Origin of the sequence: Achromobacter sp. JD417 (assembly GCF_041879325.1) — a bacterium.
GTDB classification, from domain to species: Bacteria; Pseudomonadota; Gammaproteobacteria; order Burkholderiales; family Burkholderiaceae_B; genus Achromobacter; species Achromobacter mucicolens.
Genome location: NZ_CP087159.1, coordinates 3,838,424 through 3,858,855, shown reverse-complemented (window position 1 = coordinate 3,858,855; position 20,432 = coordinate 3,838,424). Strand labels below are relative to the sequence as shown.

Here is a 20,432-nt window from a genome sequence, read left to right as displayed (position 1 = left end):
CGCCATGCAGCAGGTTCTGTGTCCGCAGTGCGGCGCCCCAGTCAAGTTCACGTCCGCAGCCTCCGTCATGGCGGTCTGCGGCGCCTGCCGCAGCACCTTGCTCAAGGATGCCGAGTCGGTCAAGCGCATCGGCGAGGCGGCGGAGGTCCTGGAGGACTATTCCCCGCTGTGCCTGGGCGCGGCGGGCGCGCACGACGGCAAGCGCTTTGACGTCATCGGCCGCATCCAGATGCGCTTTGACGAGGGCTTCTGGAACGAGTGGTACTTGTGGTTCGAGGACGGCACGGACGGCTGGCTGTCGGACGCGTCCGGCCAGTACGCCGTCACGCGGCGGCGCAAGGCCAAGACCGCGCAGGAAATGCCGGCGTTCGACAGCATTTCGCCCGGCGACGAATTCAAGCTGGACGGCCAGCGCTTCGTGGCGGCGGACGTGCGCGTGAGCCAGGCCGGCGGCGCCCAGGGCGAGCTGCCCTTCGTGCCGGGTGACGGCTGGCAGGCCAAGGTGGCCGACTACCGGAGCCTGGACGCTTTTCTCACGCTCGACTATTCCGACGGTCCGCAGCCCGAGCTCTACATCGGCAAAGCGTTCGACCTGTCCGCCATGCAGGCGGGCTCGCTGCGCACCGCGGAGCAGGTCGAGGAAACGGCGGGGCGCTTTCGCGGCCAGATCAAGGCGCTGGACTGCCCCAACTGCGGCGCGCCGATCTCGTTTGTGGCTGCCATGGCCACGAATGTGGTTTGCCCGTCATGCGCGGCGGCCGTCGATTGTTCCGGACCCACCGCCGAGGTCATCGAAAAGGCGCGGCGCGTCGAGAAAATCCGCGCCACGCTCCCGCTGGGATCGGTCGCCAAGATGGAAGGCGTGGACTACACGCTGATCGGCCTCATGAAATGCGCCGATCCCGACCCCGAAGAACCGTCCAGCTGGACCGAGTACCTGCTGTTCAACGCCGCCAAGGGGTTTGTGTGGCTGGTGGAGTCGGACGAAGGCTGGGAACGCGTGCAGGTTTGCGACACCTGGCCCAGCCATAACAACGCCTCCAGCGTGCGCTGGCGCAACCGCGAATACAAAAAACTGTACGACTACACCTCACGCGTGGAAATGGCGCTGGGCGCCTTCAACTGGCGCGTGAAGGTGGGCGACAGCACGCAGATCACCGATTACAAGGTCGGCACGCTGAAGCTGACCCGAGAACTGGGCGACAAGGAACTGGGCTGGTCGGCGTCGGCGCCGGTGTCGCCGGCGCAGCTGGCGCAGTGGTTCGACCGGCCGGAACTCAACCGCCAGAAGGCCATGCGCATGTCGTCCGGCAAGGCCGCCGGGGGCTACCGCAAGTGGGCCAAGGGCGCGCTGATCGCGATGCTGTTCCTGAACTTCGGCAACATCTTCGACGGCCGCTTCATTCCGGTGCTGATCGGGATGGCGTTTCTCTGGCTTCCGGCCCTCCTGGCCGACACGCTGATGGGCGAGGACGAATAGATGAAAGGCAAGTTGTTGTATGCCATCTATGCGGTGGTGGTCGTGCTGGCCACCACCAGCGCCAGTGCGCCGGGCACGCGCCTGGCCGGCGGCAGCAGTAGCAGCAGCTGGGGCAGCAGCTATTCGGGCGGATCGGGCTGGTCATCGGGCGGATCCCACAAGTGACCGTCCACGCAACACCCGGCCGCCACGTGCTGGCCGACTTTCGCGGCGTGGCGCCCAGCCTGCTGACCGACGCGCAGGCGCTGGAACGCCAGATGACCGCCGCAGCCCACGCGGCCGGGGCGCAGGTGCTGAGCGCGCATTTCCATCATTTCGGGGAAGGGGCGGGGGTCACCGGCGTCATCCTGCTCAGCGAATCCCACATCAGCATCCATTCCTGGCCCGAGCACCGCTTCGCGGCCCTGGACATTTTCATGTGCGGGGCCGCCCGGCCCGAAGACGCGCTCGATTTCCTGCGCGCCGCCCTGGCGCCCGAATCCGTCGACGTCACGACGGTTGCCCGCGGCTAGAAGGCAGCCCGTCAGGCTGGCCTGGATTATTCCTTGATATTTCATAAATGCGGCCTGGGCCAAAATTGACGAGCGTTATATACCTGGATATATTTCGATGCCGAATCGTTGGTTTCCACAGGAGAAGGACATGCTTCACAAACGCCCGCTCATCGCGCTGACCCTGGCGCTCGCCGCCGCGTGGGGCGCCAATGCCAGCGCGGGGGAACTGGTGGTGTCGGCCGCCGCCAGCCTGACCAACGCATTCAAGGACGTCGCGCAAGGCTTTGAAAAGGAACACCCCGGCACCAAGGTGATCCTGAATTTCGGCGCCTCCGATGTGCTGCTTCAGCAGATCGTGAAGGGCGCGCCCGCCGACGTGTTTGCGTCGGCCGACCAGAAGGCGATGGACAAGGCGGTCGAGGAAAAGGCCGTCAAGCCCGCCTCGCGGGTCGATTTCGCGGCCAATGAGATCGTGCTGATCGTCCCGACCGACAGCAAGGCCGGCATCAAGACGCTCAAGGACCTGGAGCGTCCCGAGATCAAGCGCATTGCCTACGGCAATCCGTCCTCGGTGCCGGTGGGCCGCTACACGCAGGCGGCGTTGCAGGCCCAAGGCCTGTGGGATGCCGTGCAGGCCAAGAGCGTGCTGGCGCAGAACGTGCGCCAGAGCCTGGACTACGTGGCGCGCGGCGAGGTCGATGCGGGTTTTGTGTTCGCCACCGACGCGGCCGTCATGCCGGGCAAGGTCAACGTGGCCGTGCGCGTGCCATCGCAGACGCCCGTGACCTATCCGATTGCGCTGACCACGCGCGAGGCCGCCGCCAAGGAAGCCGAAAGCTTCGTCAAGTACGTGCTGTCGCCGGCCGGGCAGGCGATACTGTCGCGCTATGGATTCCAAAAGCCCTGAGTGTCCGTTCAATCGTAGTGAATACCGATGAGTGATCCGGTCTGGGTCCCGCTGCTGCTTTCGTTGAAAGTGGCAGGCTGGGCGACGCTATTGGCGACCGTGGCCGGCACGGCCGCGGCGTATTGCCTATCCCGCTGGCGCTGGCCAGGCCGCGACCTGCTGGACGCCATCCTGACATTGCCGCTGGTGCTGCCGCCGACCGTGCTGGGCTATTACCTGCTGGTGCTGCTGGGCCGGCGCGGCATCATCGGCGAAACGCTGGCGGCCTGGGGCATCGAGCTCGTCTTCACCTGGCAGGGCGCGGTGGTCGCGGCGTCCGTGGTGGCCTTTCCGCTGGTGTTCAAGTCGGCCCGCGCCGCCTTCGAAAGCGTGGATGGCCAGCTTGAAAACGCGGCGCGGGTGCTGGGTGTGGGCGAGGCGGGCGTGTTCTTTCGCGTCACCTTGCCGCTGGCCGCGCGCGGGATCGTCGCAGGCGTGCTGCTGGCCTTTGCACGTGCGCTGGGCGAGTTCGGCGCCACGCTGATGATCGCGGGCAACCTGCCGGGCCGCACGCAGACCTTGTCTGTCGCCATCTACGAAGCCGTGCAGGCCGGCGACGACGCCACCGCCAACATGCTGGTGCTGGTCACGTCCGTGACCTGCATCGTCGTGCTGCTGGCCGCCGGCAAGCTGGTGCCCATTGGCGCCGGCCGGCGCAACGGAGGCGGGCGATGAGCATCGACCTTTCCGTGCGCAAGCACATGGTGTCGGGCGACCGCAAGTTCGAACTCGACGTGCAATTCAAGTCGGCCGCCAAGCGCATCGCGCTGTTCGGGCCGTCCGGCGCGGGGAAAAGCCTGACCCTGCGCGCGGTGGCCGGACTGCTGCGCCCGGATGCAGGGCGCATCGAGGTCAACGGACGGGTGCTGTTCGACAGCCAGACAAGCATCTGCCTGCCCGCGCGGACCCGCCGCGTGGCCTACCTGTTCCAGGACTATGCGCTGTTTCCCCACCTGACCGTGGCGCAGAACATCGCCTTCGGCCTGCGCCGCGGGTGGTTCAATCCGCCCCGGCGCGAGGTCACGCGCGAGGCCCGGCGCTGGGTCGACGCGTTCGAGCTGGGCGCCATTGTCGGCAGCTACCCCCACGAAATTTCCGGCGGGCAAAAGCAGCGCGTCGCCCTGGCGCGGGCCCTGATGCTGCAGCCCGACATCCTGCTGCTGGACGAACCGTTCTCCGCGCTGGACTCGCAACTGCGCGGCAAGATGCGGCAAGAGCTGGACGCGCTGCAACGCCAGCTGGATGTGCCGATGCTGCTGATCACGCACGATCCCGCGGACGTCGAGGCGCTGGCCGACGAGGTCTTTGAAGTGCGCGAGGGCAGGGTGGGGCGCCACGACGAGGACGTCGGGCTCTAGTGCGCCGGGGCGGCCGCCGCCTGCACGGGCGGCTGCGCGTCAGTCGAGCACGCCGAGGATCACGCTGGACGCCTTGAAAATCGCCACGGCTTCGGCGCCAACGTCCAGTTTCAGATCGGCCGCGCTTTCGTTGGTGACGATGGCGGCCAGCGTCGTGCCGCCGTCCATGGCGATCAGGATCTCGCTGTTGACGGCGCCCGGCCGCAGGTCGGCGATGCGCCCCTGCAACTGGTTGCGCGCCGACAGGCGCAGGCCCGGGCCCGGCGCGCCAACGATGACCGACGACGCCTTGACCAGTGCGATGGCTTCCTTGCCGGGAGCCAGGCCCAGTTCTTTGGTGCTTTCACGCGTGATCGTGGCCGTAACGGTATGACCGCCGGCAATACGCAGGAGCACTTCGTCGTTGACGGCGCCCGCGCGGATCTCGATAACGGTTCCCAGGAATTTATTGCGTGCGCTGGTCTTGAGCATGAATCGCCTCATCAGGTCGATGTCGCCGCTGGCATCCAGCCCCGCGCGCGTCAGGTTGTCCATGAACTTGCGGTGTTCGACTTCAAGCGCCCGGAAGGTCGCGATCAGGCCGCGCGCCCGATCGGTAAGCTGCGTGCCGCCGCCGCCCTTGCCGCCCGCCGCGCGCAGCACCAGGGGTTCACCGGCCAGGTTGTTCATGGCGTCGATGGCGTCCCAGGCGCCCTTGTAGCTCATGCCCACGGCGCGTGCCGCCGCCGTGATCGATCCGGTGGCGTCGATCTGCGCCAGGAGGTCGATGCGGTTCTTGCCGCCCCAGGTCTGGGCGCCGGAGCGAAACCAAATGGAGCCGTCGAGTTCAAGCATGCGCGTGTCGCTAGGAGTGGCCGGGAGCGACGGGAAGTGTAACGGACCGGGCGCGGGGCGCAATGCGGCCGCGACGACTCCGGGCGGATGTTTGGTGGTTGCGAATGAGATTCTGTTGAAACTTTGGTGGCTTCGCGGCACTATGTTGTCGCCTTGAACTCACGGAGAGATCGACATGAAAGCGTTGAAAATGCTGACGGCGGGTTCCATGACGGCATTGCTGGCGGCCTGCGCCTCCGGTCCCACGGTCAAGAGCGACTATGACCACCAGGCCAATTTCGCGCAGTATCAGACCTTCGGCTACATGTCTCCGCTGGGTACGGACAAGGCCGGCTACAACACGCTGCTGACTGAACGCCTGAAGAGCGCGGCGCGCGGCCAGATGGAAATGCGCGGGTATACCTACAGCGCCACCAATCCCGACCTGTTGTTGAACTTTGGCGCCAAGCTCCAGCAGCAGACCGAAGTCACGCCCGGCTTCGCGCCCATGGGTCCGTATTACGGCTACCGCACCGGCTTTTACGGCGGCTGGCCCGGCTACGGTTGGGGAGACGACGTCTATCAATACACCGAGGGCACGCTCAGTGTCGACCTGGTCGATGCGCGGCGGCGGCAACTGGTCTGGGAGGGCGTCGCTGTCGGCGAAGTCCAGAATCCCGGCAGCGCCGGTTCCCAGCAGAACGTGGACAAGGTGGTGGCGGAGATCTTCGCCAAGTATCCGTTCCGTGCCGGCGTCGGGACGCCGCAGGTGCCGGACAAGACCAAGCGCTAGAGGACGCCGCATGACTGCAAGCCGCAAGGCACTGGCCGAAGACACCGGCGACACGCCGCCCTACGACACCGTCGCGCTCGTGCTGCAAGGGGGCGGGGCGTTGGGTTCGTACCAGGCTGGGGTGTACCAGGGCCTGCACGAAGCCGGCATCCGGCCCAACTGGATTTCGGGCATTTCCATCGGTTCGATCAACGCGGCCATCATCGCCGGGTCCCCGGAAGACGAGCGCGTCGAGCGCCTGCGCGGCTTCTGGGAAAGCATCTGCCGGCCCACGGGCTTTGCCGCGCTGCCGTGGGGCGATACCTTGGACGGCATGTTCGAAGGGGTGCCCTTCGGGTTTGGCTCGCCCGCCATGAACGGACAGGTCTCCGCGCTGCAAGCCCTGTTGACCGGCCAGCCGGGCTTTTTCAAGCCGCGCTTTCCGCCGCCTTACCTGGTGCGCGGGCGCGGCGCCGCCTCCACCAGCTTCTACGACACGACGCCGCTGGCCGCCACCCTGCGCCAGTTCGTGGACTTCGACCTGCTCAACAGCGGCGCGGTGCGGGCGAGTTTCGGCGCCGTCAACGTGCGTTCGGGCAATTTTGCGTATTTCGACAGCCTGCACGACACCCTGCGGCCCGAGCACATCATGGCGTCGGGCGCCTTGCCGCCCGGGTTTCCGTCGGTGGAGATCGATGGCGAGCATTACTGGGACGGCGGCATCGTATCCAACACGCCGCTTGCGCAGGTGCTGACCACGGACAACATGCGCGACACGCTGGCGTTCCAGGTCGACCTGTGGCCCGCGCGCGGCCCGCTGCCGACGTCCCTGGAAGAGGTGGCCGAGCGGCAAAAGGACATCCAGTATTCCAGCCGCACCCGGCTGGTCACCGACCAGCTGCGGCGCGTCCTGAAACTGCGGCACGGCTTGCAGCGCCTCTTGGAACGCCTGCCGGAAAGCGAACGCAGCGCGCCCGACCTGGCGGACATCCGCAAGCTTTCGCACACGCCGGCCACCAACATCGTCAACCTCATTTACGAAGCCAAGCACCGCGAGCGCTACTCCAAGGATTACGAGTTCGGCACCGAAGCCATGCGTGAGCACTGGGAGTCGGGCCTGGCGGACATCCGCCATACGCTGGAAAAACCCGGCATCCTGGCCCGGCCCACGCAGGACAGCTGCTTTGTCACGCACGATATCCATCGCAATGGGACCCATCATTCGTAGCGCGGCGGCGGCTTACCGTCGTGGGCGGGGTGTGCAGGTCGGATTGGTCTGATAGATGCGCGGCGACGGGCTCAAATCCGCGCCGTGCAGGTAGCCTTCAAGGACATTCCGCAACCTTGTTCCGGGACGGGCCGCCCCTTGCATGCCGGCTGCCATCCTGGTGGAGATCCGCCTTGAATGCTCCTGTGCCCGCTCCCTTTCTTGCCAAGCCCGGCACGCGCAAGCCCGCGCGTACGTCCGCTAGCAACCCCGCATGCAGCCCCTCATTTAGCCCCTCATGCAGCCCCCCATGCAGCCCCACGCGAACGCAACCGCCCGCCGGCTGGACCCCGGGTCTGCCCCAAGACCCCGTGGACGGGTGGTGGAGCCTGCTCTACTGGGGCTGGACGCTGCAATTGCCCAACGGCGCGCGCTTGGACCTCACCGAAGTCGAGCGCGCCTGCTTCGCGTGCCTGGTCAGGAATCCGCAGCGTGAATTGGTCCGCGAGGAAGTGAAACACCTGCGTGGCGGCATGAACATGCGGTCGCTGAATGTCGCGATCTGCCGGCTGCGCACCAAGGTCCGCCAAGCGGGTGCGCGGCTGCCCCTGCACACCGTGCATGGCGTCGGCTATGCGTTCCTGGGCAATCTCCGAGAGCTCGCCAACAGCAAATAACTGTTGCGCAATTGCGCCTGAAAGTTCCCCCGGACCCCCTAAAAGTACGTGATTTCCCCAATATCTGAGTTACATTACTGGGCTATTCACGTGTCGTTGGTGACGCTTGGTCATGATTTGATCGCTGCTCTTCGGCACGTTCGAATTGCTGCGGTTCCTGACGCGATTTCACGATGCGATTCATTACGCTACGCGGGGGTTTCAATGCGGTTTTCGCCTAAACGAATTTCGGGTCTGGCTGTTTCCGGCGGCGTCCTCGCGCTGATATTGGCCGGTTGCGGGGAAAAGCCCCAAATGAATCCCGGCATGCCCCAGGTCAGCGTGGTCACGGTGCAGCCGCAGCGCGCGCCCATCGTCTCGGAATTGCCGGGCCGCGTGGATGCCGTGCGCGACGCGCAGATCCGCGCCCGGGTCACCGGCATCGTGCAGCGCATCACCTTCGAACAGGGCGGCGACGTCAAGGAAAACCAGCTGCTGTTCAAGATCGATCCGGCGCCCTACAAGGCCGCCTACGATCAGGCGACGGCGCAGTTGAAGCAGGCGCAGGCCAACCTGTTCAGCGCCAAGCTCCTGGCCGACCGCTACGCGCCGCTGGTCAAGGCCAACGCCGTCAGCAAGCAGGAATACGACAACGCCGTGGCGTCCTTCCGCCAGGCCGACGCCACCGTGGCCGCCGCGAAGGCCGCGCAGGACAACGCCGCCATCAACCTGAGCTACACGGACGTCACCTCGCCGATCACCGGCCGCATCGGCAAGCCGCTGGTCACCGAGGGCGCGCTGGTCGAATCCACGTCCGCCACGCAAATGGCCACGGTGCAGCAGCTCGATCCCATCTACGTCGACTTCACGCAGTCCACCGCCGATCTGGCCGCCCTGCGCCGCGCCTTTGCCAGCGGCCGTCTGCAGCAAGTGGGCAAGGACGCCGCCCGCGCCACCGTCGTGCTCGAAGACGGCTCCGAATACGAACATCCCGGCAAGCTGCTGTTCACCGGCATCACGGTGGATCCCAGCACCGGCCAGGTGAACCTGCGCGCCGAGGTCCCCAATCCCGATGGCATCCTGCTGCCCGGCATGTACGTGCGGGTCCGCCTGGAGCAGGGCTTTGACGATGTCGCCCTGCTGGTTCCCCAGCAGGCGCTGCAGCGCACGGCCGACGGCAAGCAGAGCCTGATGCTGGTGCGCGACAACAAGATCGCGCAGGCGCCGGTCACCACTGGCGGCGCATACGAAAACAACTGGCTGGTCACCAGCGGCCTGAAGGCAGGCGACGTGGTCGTGGTCGAAGGCTTCCAGAAGATCCGCCCCGGTGCGCCGGTGCAGGTCAGCCAATGGAACCGGGGCGGCACGCCCGCGCAGGGCGGCGCGCCCGCCACGCAGCCCGGCGCCAAGCCCGCCGAACCTGGCGCGCAGCCCGGCGCCAAACCGGCCGAACCCGCCCCGCAGCCCGGCGCCAAGCCGGCCGAGCCGGCCCCGCAGGACAAGGCCGCCGGCCAGAAATCGTAAGCGGCACGCGGCGCAGCAAGCGCCGCGTTCCTCTTTGGTGAGCATCGCTTTCAGAGTCAGCCCACATGCCGCAATTTTTTATCGATCGACCAATCTTCGCCTGGGTAGTTGCCCTTTTCATTCTGCTGGCAGGGGTGTTGGCCATCCCGAACATGCCGGTTGCGCAGTACCCCGATGTGGCCCCGCCGGCCATCACGATCACCGCGACCTACCCCGGCGCGTCGGCCCCCGAAGTGGCCGAGTCGGTCACCAGCATCATCGAAGACCAGCTCAACGGCGCCAAGGGCCTGATCTACTACGAGTCCGTCAGCGACTCCTACGGCACCTCGACCATCACCGCGACGTTTGCGCCCGGCACCAATCCTGACCTGGCGCAGGTGGACGTGCAGAACCGCGTGTCCAACGTGATCGCCCAGCTGCCCAGCGCGGTGCAGCAGCAGGGCCTGCAGTACGAGCAGACGAGTACCGGCTTTCTGATGATCGTGACGCTGTCGTCCACCGATGGCTCGCTGGACCAGACGGCGCTGGCCGACTACATCACCCGCAACGTGAAGAACCCGGTTTCGCGAGTACCGGGCGTCGGCCAGTTCCAGTTGTTCGCCGCGCCGCGCGCGATGCGCGTCTGGCTGGACCCGGCCAAGCTGGTCGGCTTCAACCTCAGCATGGCCGAGGTCAACAACGCCATCGCCAGCCAGAACGTGCTGATCTCCGGCGGCAGCATCGGCGCGCCGCCCAATCCGGAATCGCAGCGCATCACGGCCACGGTCACGGCCAACGGCCAATTGAGCACGGTCGACGGCTTTGGCCGTATCGTCCTGCGTGCCAACACCGACGGCTCCAAGGTGCTGCTGCGCGACGTCGCCCGCATCGAGGTCGGCGCCGACAACTACCAGTTCGGCGCGCGCCTGAACGGCAAGCCCACGGCGGCCTTCGCCATCGTGCTGTCGCCCAACGCCAACGCGCTGGCCACCGCGCAAGGCGTGCGCAACCAGATGCAGGAACTGTCCAAGTACTTCCCGGGCAACATCCAGTATTCGGTGCCGTACGACACCGCGCCCTACGTCAAGGTCTCCATCGAGCAGGTGCTCCATACCCTGGCCGAAGCCATGGTGCTGGTGTTCCTTGTCATGTACCTGTTCCTGCAGAACGTGCGCTACACGCTGATCCCGGCGCTCGTGGTCCCGGTGGCCATGCTGGGGGCGTTCGCCGTGATGCTGGCGCTGGGCTTTTCGATCAACGTGCTGACCATGTTCGCGATGGTGCTTGCCATCGGGATTCTCGTGGACGACGCCATCGTGGTCGTCGAAAACGTCGAGCGGATCATGGCGACCGAGGGCCTGCCGCCCAAGGAGGCCACCAAGAAAGCCATGCCGCAGATCAGCGGCGCCATCATCGGGATCACGCTGGTGCTGGTGACCGTGTTCCTGCCGCTGGCCTTCATGAGCGGGTCGGTGGGCGTGATCTACCGCCAGTTCTCGGTGGCCATGGCCGTGTCCATCTTCTTTTCGGCGCTCTTGGCGCTGACCTTCACGCCGGCGCTGTGCGCCACCATCCTCAAGCCGGTGGCCAAGGGCCACCACGAGGACAAGAAGGGCTTTTTCGGCTGGTTCAACCGCAAGTTCGACGCCACCACGCACGGCTACCAGAACTGGGTGTCGCGCATCCTGCACAAGGGCGGCCGGATGATGCTGGCGTTCCTGGTGCTGGTCCTGCTTTTGGGCTGGCTCTACCTGCGCCTGCCGTCGTCGTTCCTGCCCGAGGAAGACCAGGGCTACGTGGTCAGCAACATCGAGCTGCCCACCGGCGCCAGCGCCAACCGTACCGTCGAGGTCATCGAGCAGGTCGAAAAGTACTTCCAGGGCATTCCCGCCGTCGAGAACGTCATTGCCGTGCAGGGCTACAGCTTCAACGGCAACGGTCTGAACGCGGCCATCGCCTTCACGACGCTCAAGGACTTCAAGGACCGCAAGGAGCGCCAGGATTCGGCCGGCGCGATCGCCTTCACGGCGTTCGAAAAGCAGCTCATGGGTATCCATGACGCGCAGGTCTTCACGCTGGTGCCGCCGGCCATCTCGTCGCTGGGCAACGCCACCGGCTTCGACCTGCGCCTGCAGGATCGCGGCGCCGCGGGCACCGAGGCGCTGGCGGCTGCCACCGCGCAGCTGATGGGCGAGGCCATGAAGAGCCCCGTGCTGTCGCAGGTCCGTATCACCGGGCTGTCGGCGGGCACGCAGCTCACGCTGAACATCGACCGCGACAAGGCGGCCGCGCTGGGCGTGGACTTCAACGAAGCCGCATCGCTCATCTCGACCGCGGTCGGCTCGGCCTACCTGAGCAAGTTCCCCAACATGGGCCGGATGCAGAACATCTGGGTTCAGGCCGACGCGCCGTACCGCATGCAGTTGTCCGACGTGCTCAAGCTGAACGCCCGCAACGCGCAGGGTGGGATGGTGCCGCTGTCCACGTTCGTGTCGGCGGAATGGGTGCAGGGGCCCGTGCAGGTGGTGCGCTACAACAGCTACGAATCCATGCGTATCGGCGGCAGCTCGGCGCCGGGCTACTCCACCGGCGAGGCCATGGATGAAATGCAGCGCCTGGTCGCCCAGTTGCCGCAGGGCTTCGGCTACGAGTGGACGGGGCTGTCGTACCAGGAATTGCAGGCCGGCAACCAGGCCCCCATCCTGATGGGCCTGTCGCTCCTCGTCGTGTTCCTGGTGCTGGCCGCGCTGTATGAAAGCTGGGCCATTCCCATCTCCGTCATGCTGGTGGTGCCCCTGGGCATGCTGGGCGCGGTGGCGCTGGTTAGTGCGCTGGGCATGTCCAACGACGTGTACTTCCAGGTCGGCATGGTGACCGTGATCGGGCTGGCGGCCAAGAACGCCATTCTTATCGTGGAATTCGCCAAGGACCAGTACGCGCGCGGCATGGGTCTGTACGAGGCCGCGGTGGAGGCCGCGCGATTGCGCTTCCGGCCCATCCTGATGACGTCGCTGGCGTTCATTCTGGGCGTGATTCCGCTGGCGCTGGCCACCGGCGCGGGCGCGGCCAGCCAGCGCGCGGTGGGCCTGGGCGTGCTGGGCGGCATGCTGGCCGCCACGCCGTTCGCCGTGATCTTCGTTCCGACATTCTTCGTGGTGGTGCTGGGCCTGTTCAAGACCCGCCCGCGCCTGCTCGGCGCCGAACTGCGCGCCTTCGAACAGGAGCAGGCCGAAAAGAAGGCGGCGGCCGAAAAGGGCGCTGACCCGGCAACGCCGCAGACCGCACAACCCACTGGTGGCCAGGAGGGCAAGGAATGAAAGCCCTGATGTTCAGACAGACCGCCTTGTCCGCCTTTGTGGCGGTGGCGTTGGCCGGCTGCTCGCTGGCGCCCGATTACAAGCGTCCCGACGCGCCGGTCAGCCCGGCGTGGCCGGATCAGCCCAAGGTGCAATACGGCGCGTACTCGCGCGCCACCACGCTGGGCTCGCAGCCCGCCGCCGACGTCGTGCCGCAGGCCGGCACACCCGCGGCGGACCTGGGCTGGCGCGAATTCTTCCGCGATCCGCGTCTGCAGGCCCTCATCGAGCTTGCGCTGGTCAACAACCGCGACCTGCGCGTCGCGGTCCAGCGCGTCGAAGAGGCCCGGGCGCAATACGGCATCCAGCGCGGCGCGCAGTGGCCCAGCATCGGCGCCGGCATCCAGGGACAGCGCCAGCACCTGCCGGCCAACATGCGGCCCGGCGGTCCGGATTCCAGCTCGATCAGCAGCTCCTACCAGGCCGGCATCGGCCTGACCACGTTCGAAATCGACCTGTTCGGCCGCCTGCGCAACCTGTCCGAAGCCGCGTACCAGCAGTACCTGTCGACCGAGCAGGCGCAAAAGACCGTTCACATTACCTTGGTGGGTTCGGTCGCGCAGTCGTATTTCAACCTGCGCGCCGCCGAGGTCCAGCTGGACCTGACGCAGCGCACGCTGGCCTCGCGCCAGGAATCCTATGACCTGGTCAAGCGCCGCTTCGACGGCGGCGTGGCCTCCGAACTGGACCTGAACCAGTCCAAATCGCTGCTGGACACGGCCTCTGCCGACCTGGCGCAACTGGCCCGCGCCCGCGCGCAGGCCATGAACGCGCTGGTGCTGGTGGTGGGCACGCCGCTGCCCGACACGCTGCCCCCGCCGGCCACGTTCGGCCGCGACCAGGTGCTGGCCACGGTGCCGTCGGGCCTGCCGTCCGACCTGCTGGAGCGCCGGCCCGACATCGCCGCCGCCGAAAACCAGCTGCTGTCCGCCAATGCCAACATCGGCGCGGCGCGCGCGGCGTTCTTCCCGACCATCTCGCTGACTGGCCTCTTGGGCGTGGCCAGCCCGTCGCTGGGGGATCTGTTCAAGGGCGGGCAGGGGTATTGGAGCTTCTCGCCGTCGATCACGACCCCGCTGTTTGCAGGCGGCAGCATCCGCGAAGGACTGAACCTGGCCAAGGCGCGCGACAATATCGCCGTGGCGCAGTACGAGCAGACCATCCAGCAGGCGTTCCGCGAAGTCTCGGACGCGCTGGCGGGCGAGGCCACCTACGGGGCGCAGCTCGATGCCCAGCGCGCGCTGCAGGATTCGTCGGCGCGGACGCTGGAGTTGTCGAATTTGCGTTATACCAACGGTATCGACAGCTACCTGCAGGTGCAGACCGCGCAGGTGGACTTTTTCAACGCCCAGCTCGCATTGGTGCAAACCGGCCTGGCTGCGCTGATCAACCGCGTGGAGCTGTACAAGGCGCTGGGCGGTGGCTGGGAAGAAACAACGAAAGTGCAATGATAGAACTTGGTGTAAATATCGATCACGTCGCCACGCTGCGGCAGCAGCGCCACACGGCGTACCCCGACCCGATCGCCGCGGCGCTGCGCGCCGAGGACGCCGGCGCCGACCTGATCACGCTGCATCTGCGCGAAGACCGTCGCCACATCCAGGATGCCGACGTCTACGCGATCCGCCCGCAGTTGCGCACCCGCATGAACCTGGAATGCGCGGTCACTCCGGAAATGCTTGAGATCGCCTGCGCGGTCAAGCCCAGCGACGTGTGCCTGGTGCCCGAAAAGCGCACCGAGCTCACGACGGAAGGCGGGCTGGAAGTGGCCGGCGCGATGGGCCCGGTGTCCGACGCCGTGGCCCTGCTGACCGAAGCCGGCATTCGCGTTTCGCTCTTCATCGATCCGGACCCGGTTCAGATCGCCGCCGCCGCCAAGGCTGGCGCGCCCGTGATCGAACTGCACACCGGTGCCTACGCCGAGGCCGAGGGCGAAGCCGCCCACGCCGAACTGCAGCGCATCCGCCTGGCCGTGACCGAAGGGCTGCGCCACGGGCTGCGCGTGAACGCGGGACATGGCCTGCATTACGGCAACGTCAAGCCGGTGGCCGCGCTGGACGGCATTTCCGAACTCAACATCGGCCACGCCATCGTGGCGCAGGCGATCTTCGACGGCTGGGAAAAAGCCGTGCGCGACATGAAGGCGCTGATGGTGCAGGCGCGGTTGCACGCGCTGCGCGGGCTTTGAACGCGGGCCGATGACGCGTTTTGACCGCTAGCCAGGCGATGCCGATGTCCGACTCTTCTTCCGCCACGCCCGCCGGCGCCATTGCCGGCATCGGCATGGACCTCCTGCGCATCGACCGGATCGAGCGCGCGCTGGCGCGCCACGGCGACCGGTTCGCCGAAAAGATTCTGGGACCCGAAGAACTCCTCAAATTCCATGCCCGCCGCGCGCGCGACCCCGTCCGCGGGCTGCGCTTCCTTGCCACGCGCTTTGCCGCCAAGGAAGCCTTTTCCAAGGCGATCGGCCTGGGCATGCGCATGCCGATGACGTGGCGGCGCGTGCAGACGCTGAATGCGCCGGGCGGCCGCCCGGTGCTGGTGATCGCGCCCGAATTGCAGGCCTGGTATGCCGAACGGTTCGGCGCGGCCCACGTTTCCATTACCGATGAATCCGACATGGCCGCCGCGTACGTGGTGGTCGAGCGCAAGCCCTGAGCCCGGGATGTTTCCCGCCGGCTTGCCGCACATCTACAAGGACACCTCCATGGCCAAAAAGAAATCCAAGGCGGTCCTGCCCCCCGGCCCCGTGATGGTCGATGTGGCGGGATACACGCTTACGAAGGCGGAAAAGAAGCGCCTGCGCCACCCGCTGGTGGGCGGCGTCATCCTCTTTGCCCGCAACTTCGAGAACCGCGCCCAGCTCACCGCGCTGACGCGCCAGATCCACAAGGCGCGCAAGGAGCCGCTGCTGATCCTGGTGGACCACGAAGGCGGCCGTGTGCAGCGGTTCCGCGAAGACGGCTTCACGCCGTTGCCTCCGATGCGCGCGCTGGGCCAGTTGTGGGATCAGGACCCGCTGCAGGCGATGCGCCTGGCCACCGAGGCCGGGTATGTCCTGGCCGCCGAACTGCGCGCCTGCGGCGTGGACATGAGCTTCACGCCGGTGCTGGACCTGGATTACGGCGTCAGCAAGGTCATCGGCAACCGCGCCTTCCACGCCGATCCCCGCGTCGTGACCATGCTGTCGCGCGCGCTGGTGCAAGGCCTGGCATTGGCTGGCATGTCGGCCTGCGGCAAGCATTTCCCGGGCCACGGTTACGTCGAGGCCGACTCGCACCACGAGATCCCCGTCGATCCGCGCACGCTGGACGAGATCATGAAGGACGACGCCGCGCCCTACGCGTGGCTGGGCGACGCGGTCCTGCCGTCCGTCATGCCCGCGCACGTGATCTATCCCAAGGTGGACAAGCATCCGGCGGGATTTTCCAAGCGCTGGGTGCAGGACATCCTGCGCAAGCGCCTGGGCTACGATGGCGTGGTGTTCTCGGACGACCTGACCATGGAAGGCGCCGCGGTCGCGGGCGACATCCTGAACCGGGCCAACGCCGCGCTGCGCGCCGGTTGCGACATGGTGCTGGTGTGCAACCGCCCGGACCTGGCCGACGACCTGCTGTCGCGCCTTGAGTTCGACCATGCGCCCGAGTCCGTTGCGCGCATCCGGCGCCTGATGCCGCGTTTCGATGCGCCCGATTGGGATACCTTGCAGGCCGAAAGCCGTTACCAGAATGCCCGACGACTTCAATCTCAAATCGTTCCTGTCTGACCTGCCGCATCTGCCGGGTGTCTACCGGCACCTGGATGCGGCCGGCGAGGTCATGTATGTCGGCAAGGCGCGCGACCTGAAGAAGCGCGTCTCGTCGTATTTCCAGAAGACGCTGTCCAGCCCGCGCATCGCGCAGATGGTGGCCAAGGTGGCGCGGCTGGAGGTCACGGTGACGCGCTCCGAGGCCGAAGCGCTGATCCTGGAAAACAACCTCATCAAGAGCCTGAAGCCGCGCTACAACATCCTGTTTCGCGACGACAAGTCCTATCCGTACCTGCACATCACGGGGCATGACTGGCCCCGCATCGCGTATTACCGCGGCGCCACCAACAAGCGCGGCCAGTTCTTCGGCCCGTTTCCCAATGCCTGGGCCGTGCGCGAAACCATCCAGATCCTGCAAAAGGTCTTTCGCCTGCGCACGTGCGAAGACAGCGTGTTCGCCAACCGCTCGCGCCCCTGTCTGCTGCATCAGATCGGGCGCTGCTCGGCGCCTTGCGTGGGCGCCATCGAAGCGGCCGAATACGACCGCGACGTGCATCGCGCCGTCCGCTTTCTGAACGGCGAGGCCAAGGACGTCATGGGCGAGATCGAGGCCCGCATGCAGCAGGCCTCCATGGAGTTGCGCTTCGAAGAAGCCGCGGCGCTGCGCGACCAGATGGGATCTCTGGCGCGCGTGCTGCACCAGCAGACGATGGAAAACGTCAGCGGCGAAGACACCGACATCATTGCGGTGGCCATTGCCGGCGGCAAGGTCTGCGTGAACCTGGCGATGGTGCGCGGCGGCCGCCATCTCGGCGACAAGCCGTTCTTTCCCTCGCACGCCGAAGGCGAGGCGGCGCCGCAGGTGCTGGAAGCCTTCGTGGCCCAGCATTACACCGAGAACGCGATGCCGCCCATCCTGGTGTGTTCGCACACCTTGCCCGATCCCGAGCTGATCGCGCTGCTGGTCGAGCAGTCGGGCGGCCGGCCGACGCGGGTGCTGACGCGGCCGCAGGGCACGCGCCGGTCGTGGCTGGAGCAAGCGGCAAAGAACGCCGAAATGGCGCTCGCCCGCGCGCTGACCGAATCCGGCGCCCGGGCGGCCCGCACGCTGGCGCTGGCTGAAGCGCTGGACCTGGACACCGACGAAGCCGCGCTCGACGCGCTGCGCATCGAGTGTTTCGACATCAGCCACACCGCCGGCGAAGCCACCCAGGCGTCCTGTGTGGTGTTCGAGCACCACGACATGCAGCCCTCCCTGTACCGCCGCTACAACATCGCCGGCATCACGCCCGGCGACGACTACGCGGCCATGCGCCAGGTGCTGACCCGGCGTTTTGCGAAGGTGGCCGACGGCGACGCACAGATGCCCGGGCTTGTCCTCATCGACGGCGGCAAGGGCCAGGTAGAAGTCGCCCGCAAGGTGTTCGCGGAACTGGGACTGGACATCCAGACGCTGGTGGGCGTGGCCAAGGGGGAAGGGCGCAAGGTCGGCCTGGAAACCCTGGTCTTCGCCGACGGACGTCCGCCGGTCGCCCTGGGCGGCGAATCCGCCGCGCTGATGCTGATCGCCCAGGTGCGCGACGAGGCCCACCGCTTCGCCATCACCGGCATGCGCGCCCGCCGCGCCAAGACACGCAACGTCTCGCGCCTGGAAGAAATCGAAGGCGTGGGCGCCCGCCGCCGCCAGCGCCTCCTGGCCCGCTTCGGCGGCTTCTCCGGCGTTGCCCGCGCCAGCATCGAGGACCTGGCCTCGGTAGACGGCATCTCGCAAGACTTGGCAATCCGCATCTACGAGGCGCTGCGCTGACGCCCCGGACTTGCCCAATTGTCACGAATTCGTGTCACCCTCGCCGCCGACCCAACATGCCAAACCCCAAATTTCAACCACTCCACCCGACGAGCAATCCGGGCCGCGCGGATCCGGCTCCGCCGGTCCGCAGAGGCGCCCCCTTGAGGGGGAAGCGCCAAAGGCGCTTCGGGGGTGGGCTCTAGCTGTTAGGATACGGACACTATGCCAATTAACGTTCCCATTATTCTGACGTGGCTGCGTATCGCCATGATTCCGCTGGTGGTCGGGCTGTTCTATCTGCCCGAAAGCTGGATGTCTGTTCCCACGCGCGATACGCTGGCGGCATGGGCCTTCATCATCGCCGCGCTGACAGACTGGTTCGACGGCTGGCTAGCCCGGCGCTGGAACCAGACATCGGCATTTGGCGCATTTCTGGACCCGGTGGCCGACAAGCTCATGGTCTGCGCCGCGCTCATCGTGCTGCTTGACCTGAGCCGGGTCGACGCCTTCATCTCGCTCATCATCATCGGCCGTGAAATCACGATTTCCGCGCTGCGCGAATGGATGGCCAAGATCGGCGCCAGCGCCAGCGTGGCCGTGCACCGGCTGGGCAAGTTCAAGACGGCGGCGCAGATGATCGCCATTCCGTGCCTGCTGTATAACCAGACAATCTACGGCGTCAGCACCAAGCTGCTGGGTGACGTGCTGATCATCGTGGCCGCGGTGCTGACGGTGTGGTCGATGCTGTACTACCTGCAGCGCGCCTGGCCCGCGATCCGCGAAAAAGCCATGTAGTATCGATTTTCCGGGCCGGCTGAATAAGCCGGCCCGGCGCAGTTGCAGACCCTGCAGTCGCAAAAAAATTACGCCCGGGCAAGCACCCGCGCGCCGCCGGAGACAACCCGCGAACCGCCTCAAGCGGAACGCATCCTGCCGCCTTCGCGGCCTTGTGCCATGAACACCGCTACCGCCGCCACCCCCTTGCTCTCGGACGCCGACGTACGCCGGCGCGACTGGAAAATCATCCTGCTCATCGGCGTGGCGCACGCGTCGTCCCACTTCTTCCAGCTTGTGCTGCCGTCGCTGTACGGCGCGCTGGGCCTTCAGTTCGGGCTGGACTTCGCGCGGCTGGGCCTGCTGGTATCGACGTTCTACGTGGTGTCCGGCATCGGCCAGGCGTCCTCGGGTTTCGTGGTGGACCGCATCGGCGCGCGCCCCGTGCTCTGGTTCGGGCTGGGCTGCTTCGTGCTGTCGGGCGTGCTGATCGGATCGGCCACCGGCTACGTCATGCTGATGGCCGCCGCCGTCATCGGCGGCATCGGCAATTCGGTGTTTCATCCGGCCGATTACTCCCTCATCAACCACCGCGTCACCGCCCCGCGGCTCGGCCATGCGTTCTCGACGCACGGCCTGACCGGCAACCTGGGGTGGGCGCTCACGCCCGTGTTCATCACCACCATCACGCTGCTGGCCAACTGGCGCGTGGCAGCCTATAGCGCCGCCGGCCTCGTGGCGCTGGTGCTGCTGCTGACGGTGCTGGGACGCGACCTGCTGGGTGGCCCGTCGCCCGTCGAGGCCGGCGGCGACGCCAAGGATGCCGCCAACGCGCCCAAGCCCGCCGCCAAACCGCAAGAGGGCGTTCTGGCCACGCTGTCCGCGCTCTTGTCCAAGCCCGCGCTGTGGGGCGCTTTCCTCTTCTTTGCCTGCACCTCCATCGCGCTTTCGTCGGTGCAGAACTACACCATTCCCTTGCTGGGCCAGCTTTACGACCTGTCCAAGGTCACGGCCAGTTCCGCGCTATCGGGGTATATGGTCGCCTCGGCGGTGGGTATGGCGGCCGGCGGCTTCCTGGTGTCGGCCAACCCGCGCACCGAGCGCACCGTCATGGTGGCGCTGATCCTGGCCGGCCTGACGCTGGTCGTGCTGGCGCTGGGGCTGGTGCCCGCCGTGCTGGCCGCGCCCGTCGTGGGCTTGGCCGGTTTTTGCTCGGGCGTGGCCGCACCGTCGCGCGACATGCTGATCCGCCGCGTGACGCCCAAGGGCTCGACGGGCTCGGTCTACGGCCTGGTGTATTCGGGCATGGACGTGGGCTCGGCGCTGGGGCCGCTCGCCTTCGGCCTGCTCCTGGACGCTGGCCTGCGGCAAGGTCCGTGGGTGGGCGCGGGCGTGGCGTTCGCCGTGGCCGCTTTCCTGGCGCAGTGGATCGCGGTGCAGGCGCGCCGCGCCGAACCGCCCGTGGCAGCGGCAGCAGCGCGGCCGTAATGCCGTGAGACCGCGGGCGACGTAATCGTAGTTTCCCCGTGATCA

General features: G+C 66.9%; 19 protein-coding genes. 18 read left to right on the top strand and 1 reads right to left on the bottom strand.

The window, feature by feature from the left end; translation table 11 throughout:
• Positions 1–4: 4 nt before the first annotated feature.
• The 6 genes from LN047_RS17805 to LN047_RS17780 all read left to right on the top strand — a co-directional run bounded on the left by LN047_RS17805 (position 5) and on the right by LN047_RS17780 (position 4,278).
• Positions 5–1,480 carry a DUF4178 domain-containing protein gene (locus LN047_RS17805; protein ID WP_373979740.1) on the top strand — a complete coding sequence of 492 codons (1,476 nt, stop codon included), beginning with the start codon at positions 5–7 and terminating at the stop codon, positions 1,478–1,480.
• The gene (locus LN047_RS17800) at positions 1,481–1,645 is read left to right on the top strand and encodes a hypothetical protein (protein WP_172802197.1); all 165 of its coding nucleotides are present in this window, start codon (positions 1,481–1,483) and stop codon (positions 1,643–1,645) included. It abuts the gene before it with no gap.
• Positions 1,642–1,992, top strand: a complete 351-nt coding sequence (gene speD / locus LN047_RS17795) for an adenosylmethionine decarboxylase (RefSeq protein WP_063956351.1) — start codon at positions 1,642–1,644, stop codon at positions 1,990–1,992. Before LN047_RS17800 ends, speD begins: the two co-directional genes overlap by 4 nt.
• Before the next feature lie 130 nt (positions 1,993–2,122).
• Positions 2,123–2,881 carry a molybdate ABC transporter substrate-binding protein gene (modA, locus tag LN047_RS17790; RefSeq protein WP_056323877.1) on the top strand — a complete coding sequence of 253 codons (759 nt, stop codon included), beginning with the start codon at positions 2,123–2,125 and terminating at the stop codon, positions 2,879–2,881.
• Between the two features lie 27 nt (positions 2,882–2,908).
• The gene (modB, locus tag LN047_RS17785) at positions 2,909–3,595 is read left to right on the top strand and encodes a molybdate ABC transporter permease subunit (RefSeq protein WP_373979739.1); all 687 of its coding nucleotides are present in this window, start codon (positions 2,909–2,911) and stop codon (positions 3,593–3,595) included.
• Positions 3,592–4,278: a sulfate/molybdate ABC transporter ATP-binding protein gene (locus tag LN047_RS17780; RefSeq protein WP_373979738.1), complete on the top strand. Its 687-nt coding sequence runs from the start codon at positions 3,592–3,594 to the stop codon at positions 4,276–4,278. Before modB ends, LN047_RS17780 begins: the two co-directional genes overlap by 4 nt.
• Before the next feature lie 39 nt (positions 4,279–4,317).
• On the opposite strand, the gene LN047_RS17775 is transcribed toward LN047_RS17780, so the two are convergent.
• Complete coding sequence (locus LN047_RS17775; RefSeq protein ID WP_056323883.1) at positions 4,318–5,112, bottom strand: TOBE domain-containing protein; 795 nt, start codon at positions 5,110–5,112, stop codon at positions 4,318–4,320.
• Positions 5,113–5,287: 175 nt separating this feature from the next.
• Here LN047_RS17775 and LN047_RS17770 point away from each other — a divergent pair, with 175 nt between their 5' ends.
• From LN047_RS17770 to LN047_RS17715, 12 genes are all read left to right on the top strand, one after another.
• Positions 5,288–5,884, top strand: a complete 597-nt coding sequence (locus LN047_RS17770; protein ID WP_081100888.1) for a DUF4136 domain-containing protein — start codon at positions 5,288–5,290, stop codon at positions 5,882–5,884.
• 10 nt (positions 5,885–5,894) lie between these two features.
• Entirely contained in the window at positions 5,895–7,091 is a 1,197-nt protein-coding gene (locus LN047_RS17765) for a patatin-like phospholipase family protein (protein ID WP_062839098.1), read from the top strand.
• 350 nt (positions 7,092–7,441) lie between these two features.
• A complete protein-coding gene (locus LN047_RS17760; RefSeq protein ID WP_373979737.1) occupies positions 7,442–7,747 on the top strand; it encodes a winged helix-turn-helix domain-containing protein in 306 nt (101 codons plus the stop codon).
• A gap of 204 nt (positions 7,748–7,951) precedes the next feature.
• Complete coding sequence (locus LN047_RS17755) at positions 7,952–9,250, top strand: efflux RND transporter periplasmic adaptor subunit (RefSeq protein WP_373979736.1); 1,299 nt, start codon at positions 7,952–7,954, stop codon at positions 9,248–9,250.
• A gap of 65 nt (positions 9,251–9,315) precedes the next feature.
• On the top strand, positions 9,316–12,546 hold the full coding sequence (locus LN047_RS17750; RefSeq protein WP_373979735.1) for a multidrug efflux RND transporter permease subunit: 3,231 nt from the start codon (positions 9,316–9,318) through the stop codon (positions 12,544–12,546).
• Entirely contained in the window at positions 12,543–14,036 is a 1,494-nt protein-coding gene (locus LN047_RS17745; RefSeq protein WP_180098344.1) for an efflux transporter outer membrane subunit, read from the top strand. The genes LN047_RS17750 and LN047_RS17745 overlap by 4 nt, the downstream gene beginning before the upstream one ends.
• Entirely contained in the window at positions 14,033–14,773 is a 741-nt protein-coding gene (gene pdxJ / locus LN047_RS17740; protein WP_062839094.1) for a pyridoxine 5'-phosphate synthase, read from the top strand. The genes LN047_RS17745 and pdxJ overlap by 4 nt, the downstream gene beginning before the upstream one ends.
• A 38-nt stretch (positions 14,774–14,811) precedes the next feature.
• Complete coding sequence (gene acpS, locus LN047_RS17735) at positions 14,812–15,246, top strand: holo-ACP synthase (protein ID WP_056323898.1); 435 nt, start codon at positions 14,812–14,814, stop codon at positions 15,244–15,246.
• 49 nt (positions 15,247–15,295) lie between these two features.
• Positions 15,296–16,354, top strand: coding sequence for a beta-N-acetylhexosaminidase (gene nagZ / locus LN047_RS17730; protein WP_373979734.1), 1,059 nt, complete (start codon positions 15,296–15,298; stop codon positions 16,352–16,354).
• Positions 16,317–18,143 (top strand): excinuclease ABC subunit UvrC, encoded by a 1,827-nt coding sequence (uvrC, locus tag LN047_RS17725; RefSeq protein ID WP_056323901.1) that lies wholly within the window; start codon positions 16,317–16,319, stop codon positions 18,141–18,143. Before nagZ ends, uvrC begins: the two co-directional genes overlap by 38 nt.
• Before the next feature lie 204 nt (positions 18,144–18,347).
• On the top strand, positions 18,348–18,920 hold the full coding sequence (pgsA, locus tag LN047_RS17720) for a CDP-diacylglycerol--glycerol-3-phosphate 3-phosphatidyltransferase (RefSeq protein WP_056323904.1): 573 nt from the start codon (positions 18,348–18,350) through the stop codon (positions 18,918–18,920).
• A 159-nt stretch (positions 18,921–19,079) separates the two neighbouring features.
• Complete coding sequence (locus LN047_RS17715; protein WP_373979733.1) at positions 19,080–20,387, top strand: MFS transporter; 1,308 nt, start codon at positions 19,080–19,082, stop codon at positions 20,385–20,387.
• The last annotated feature ends 45 nt before the right edge of the window (positions 20,388–20,432 follow it).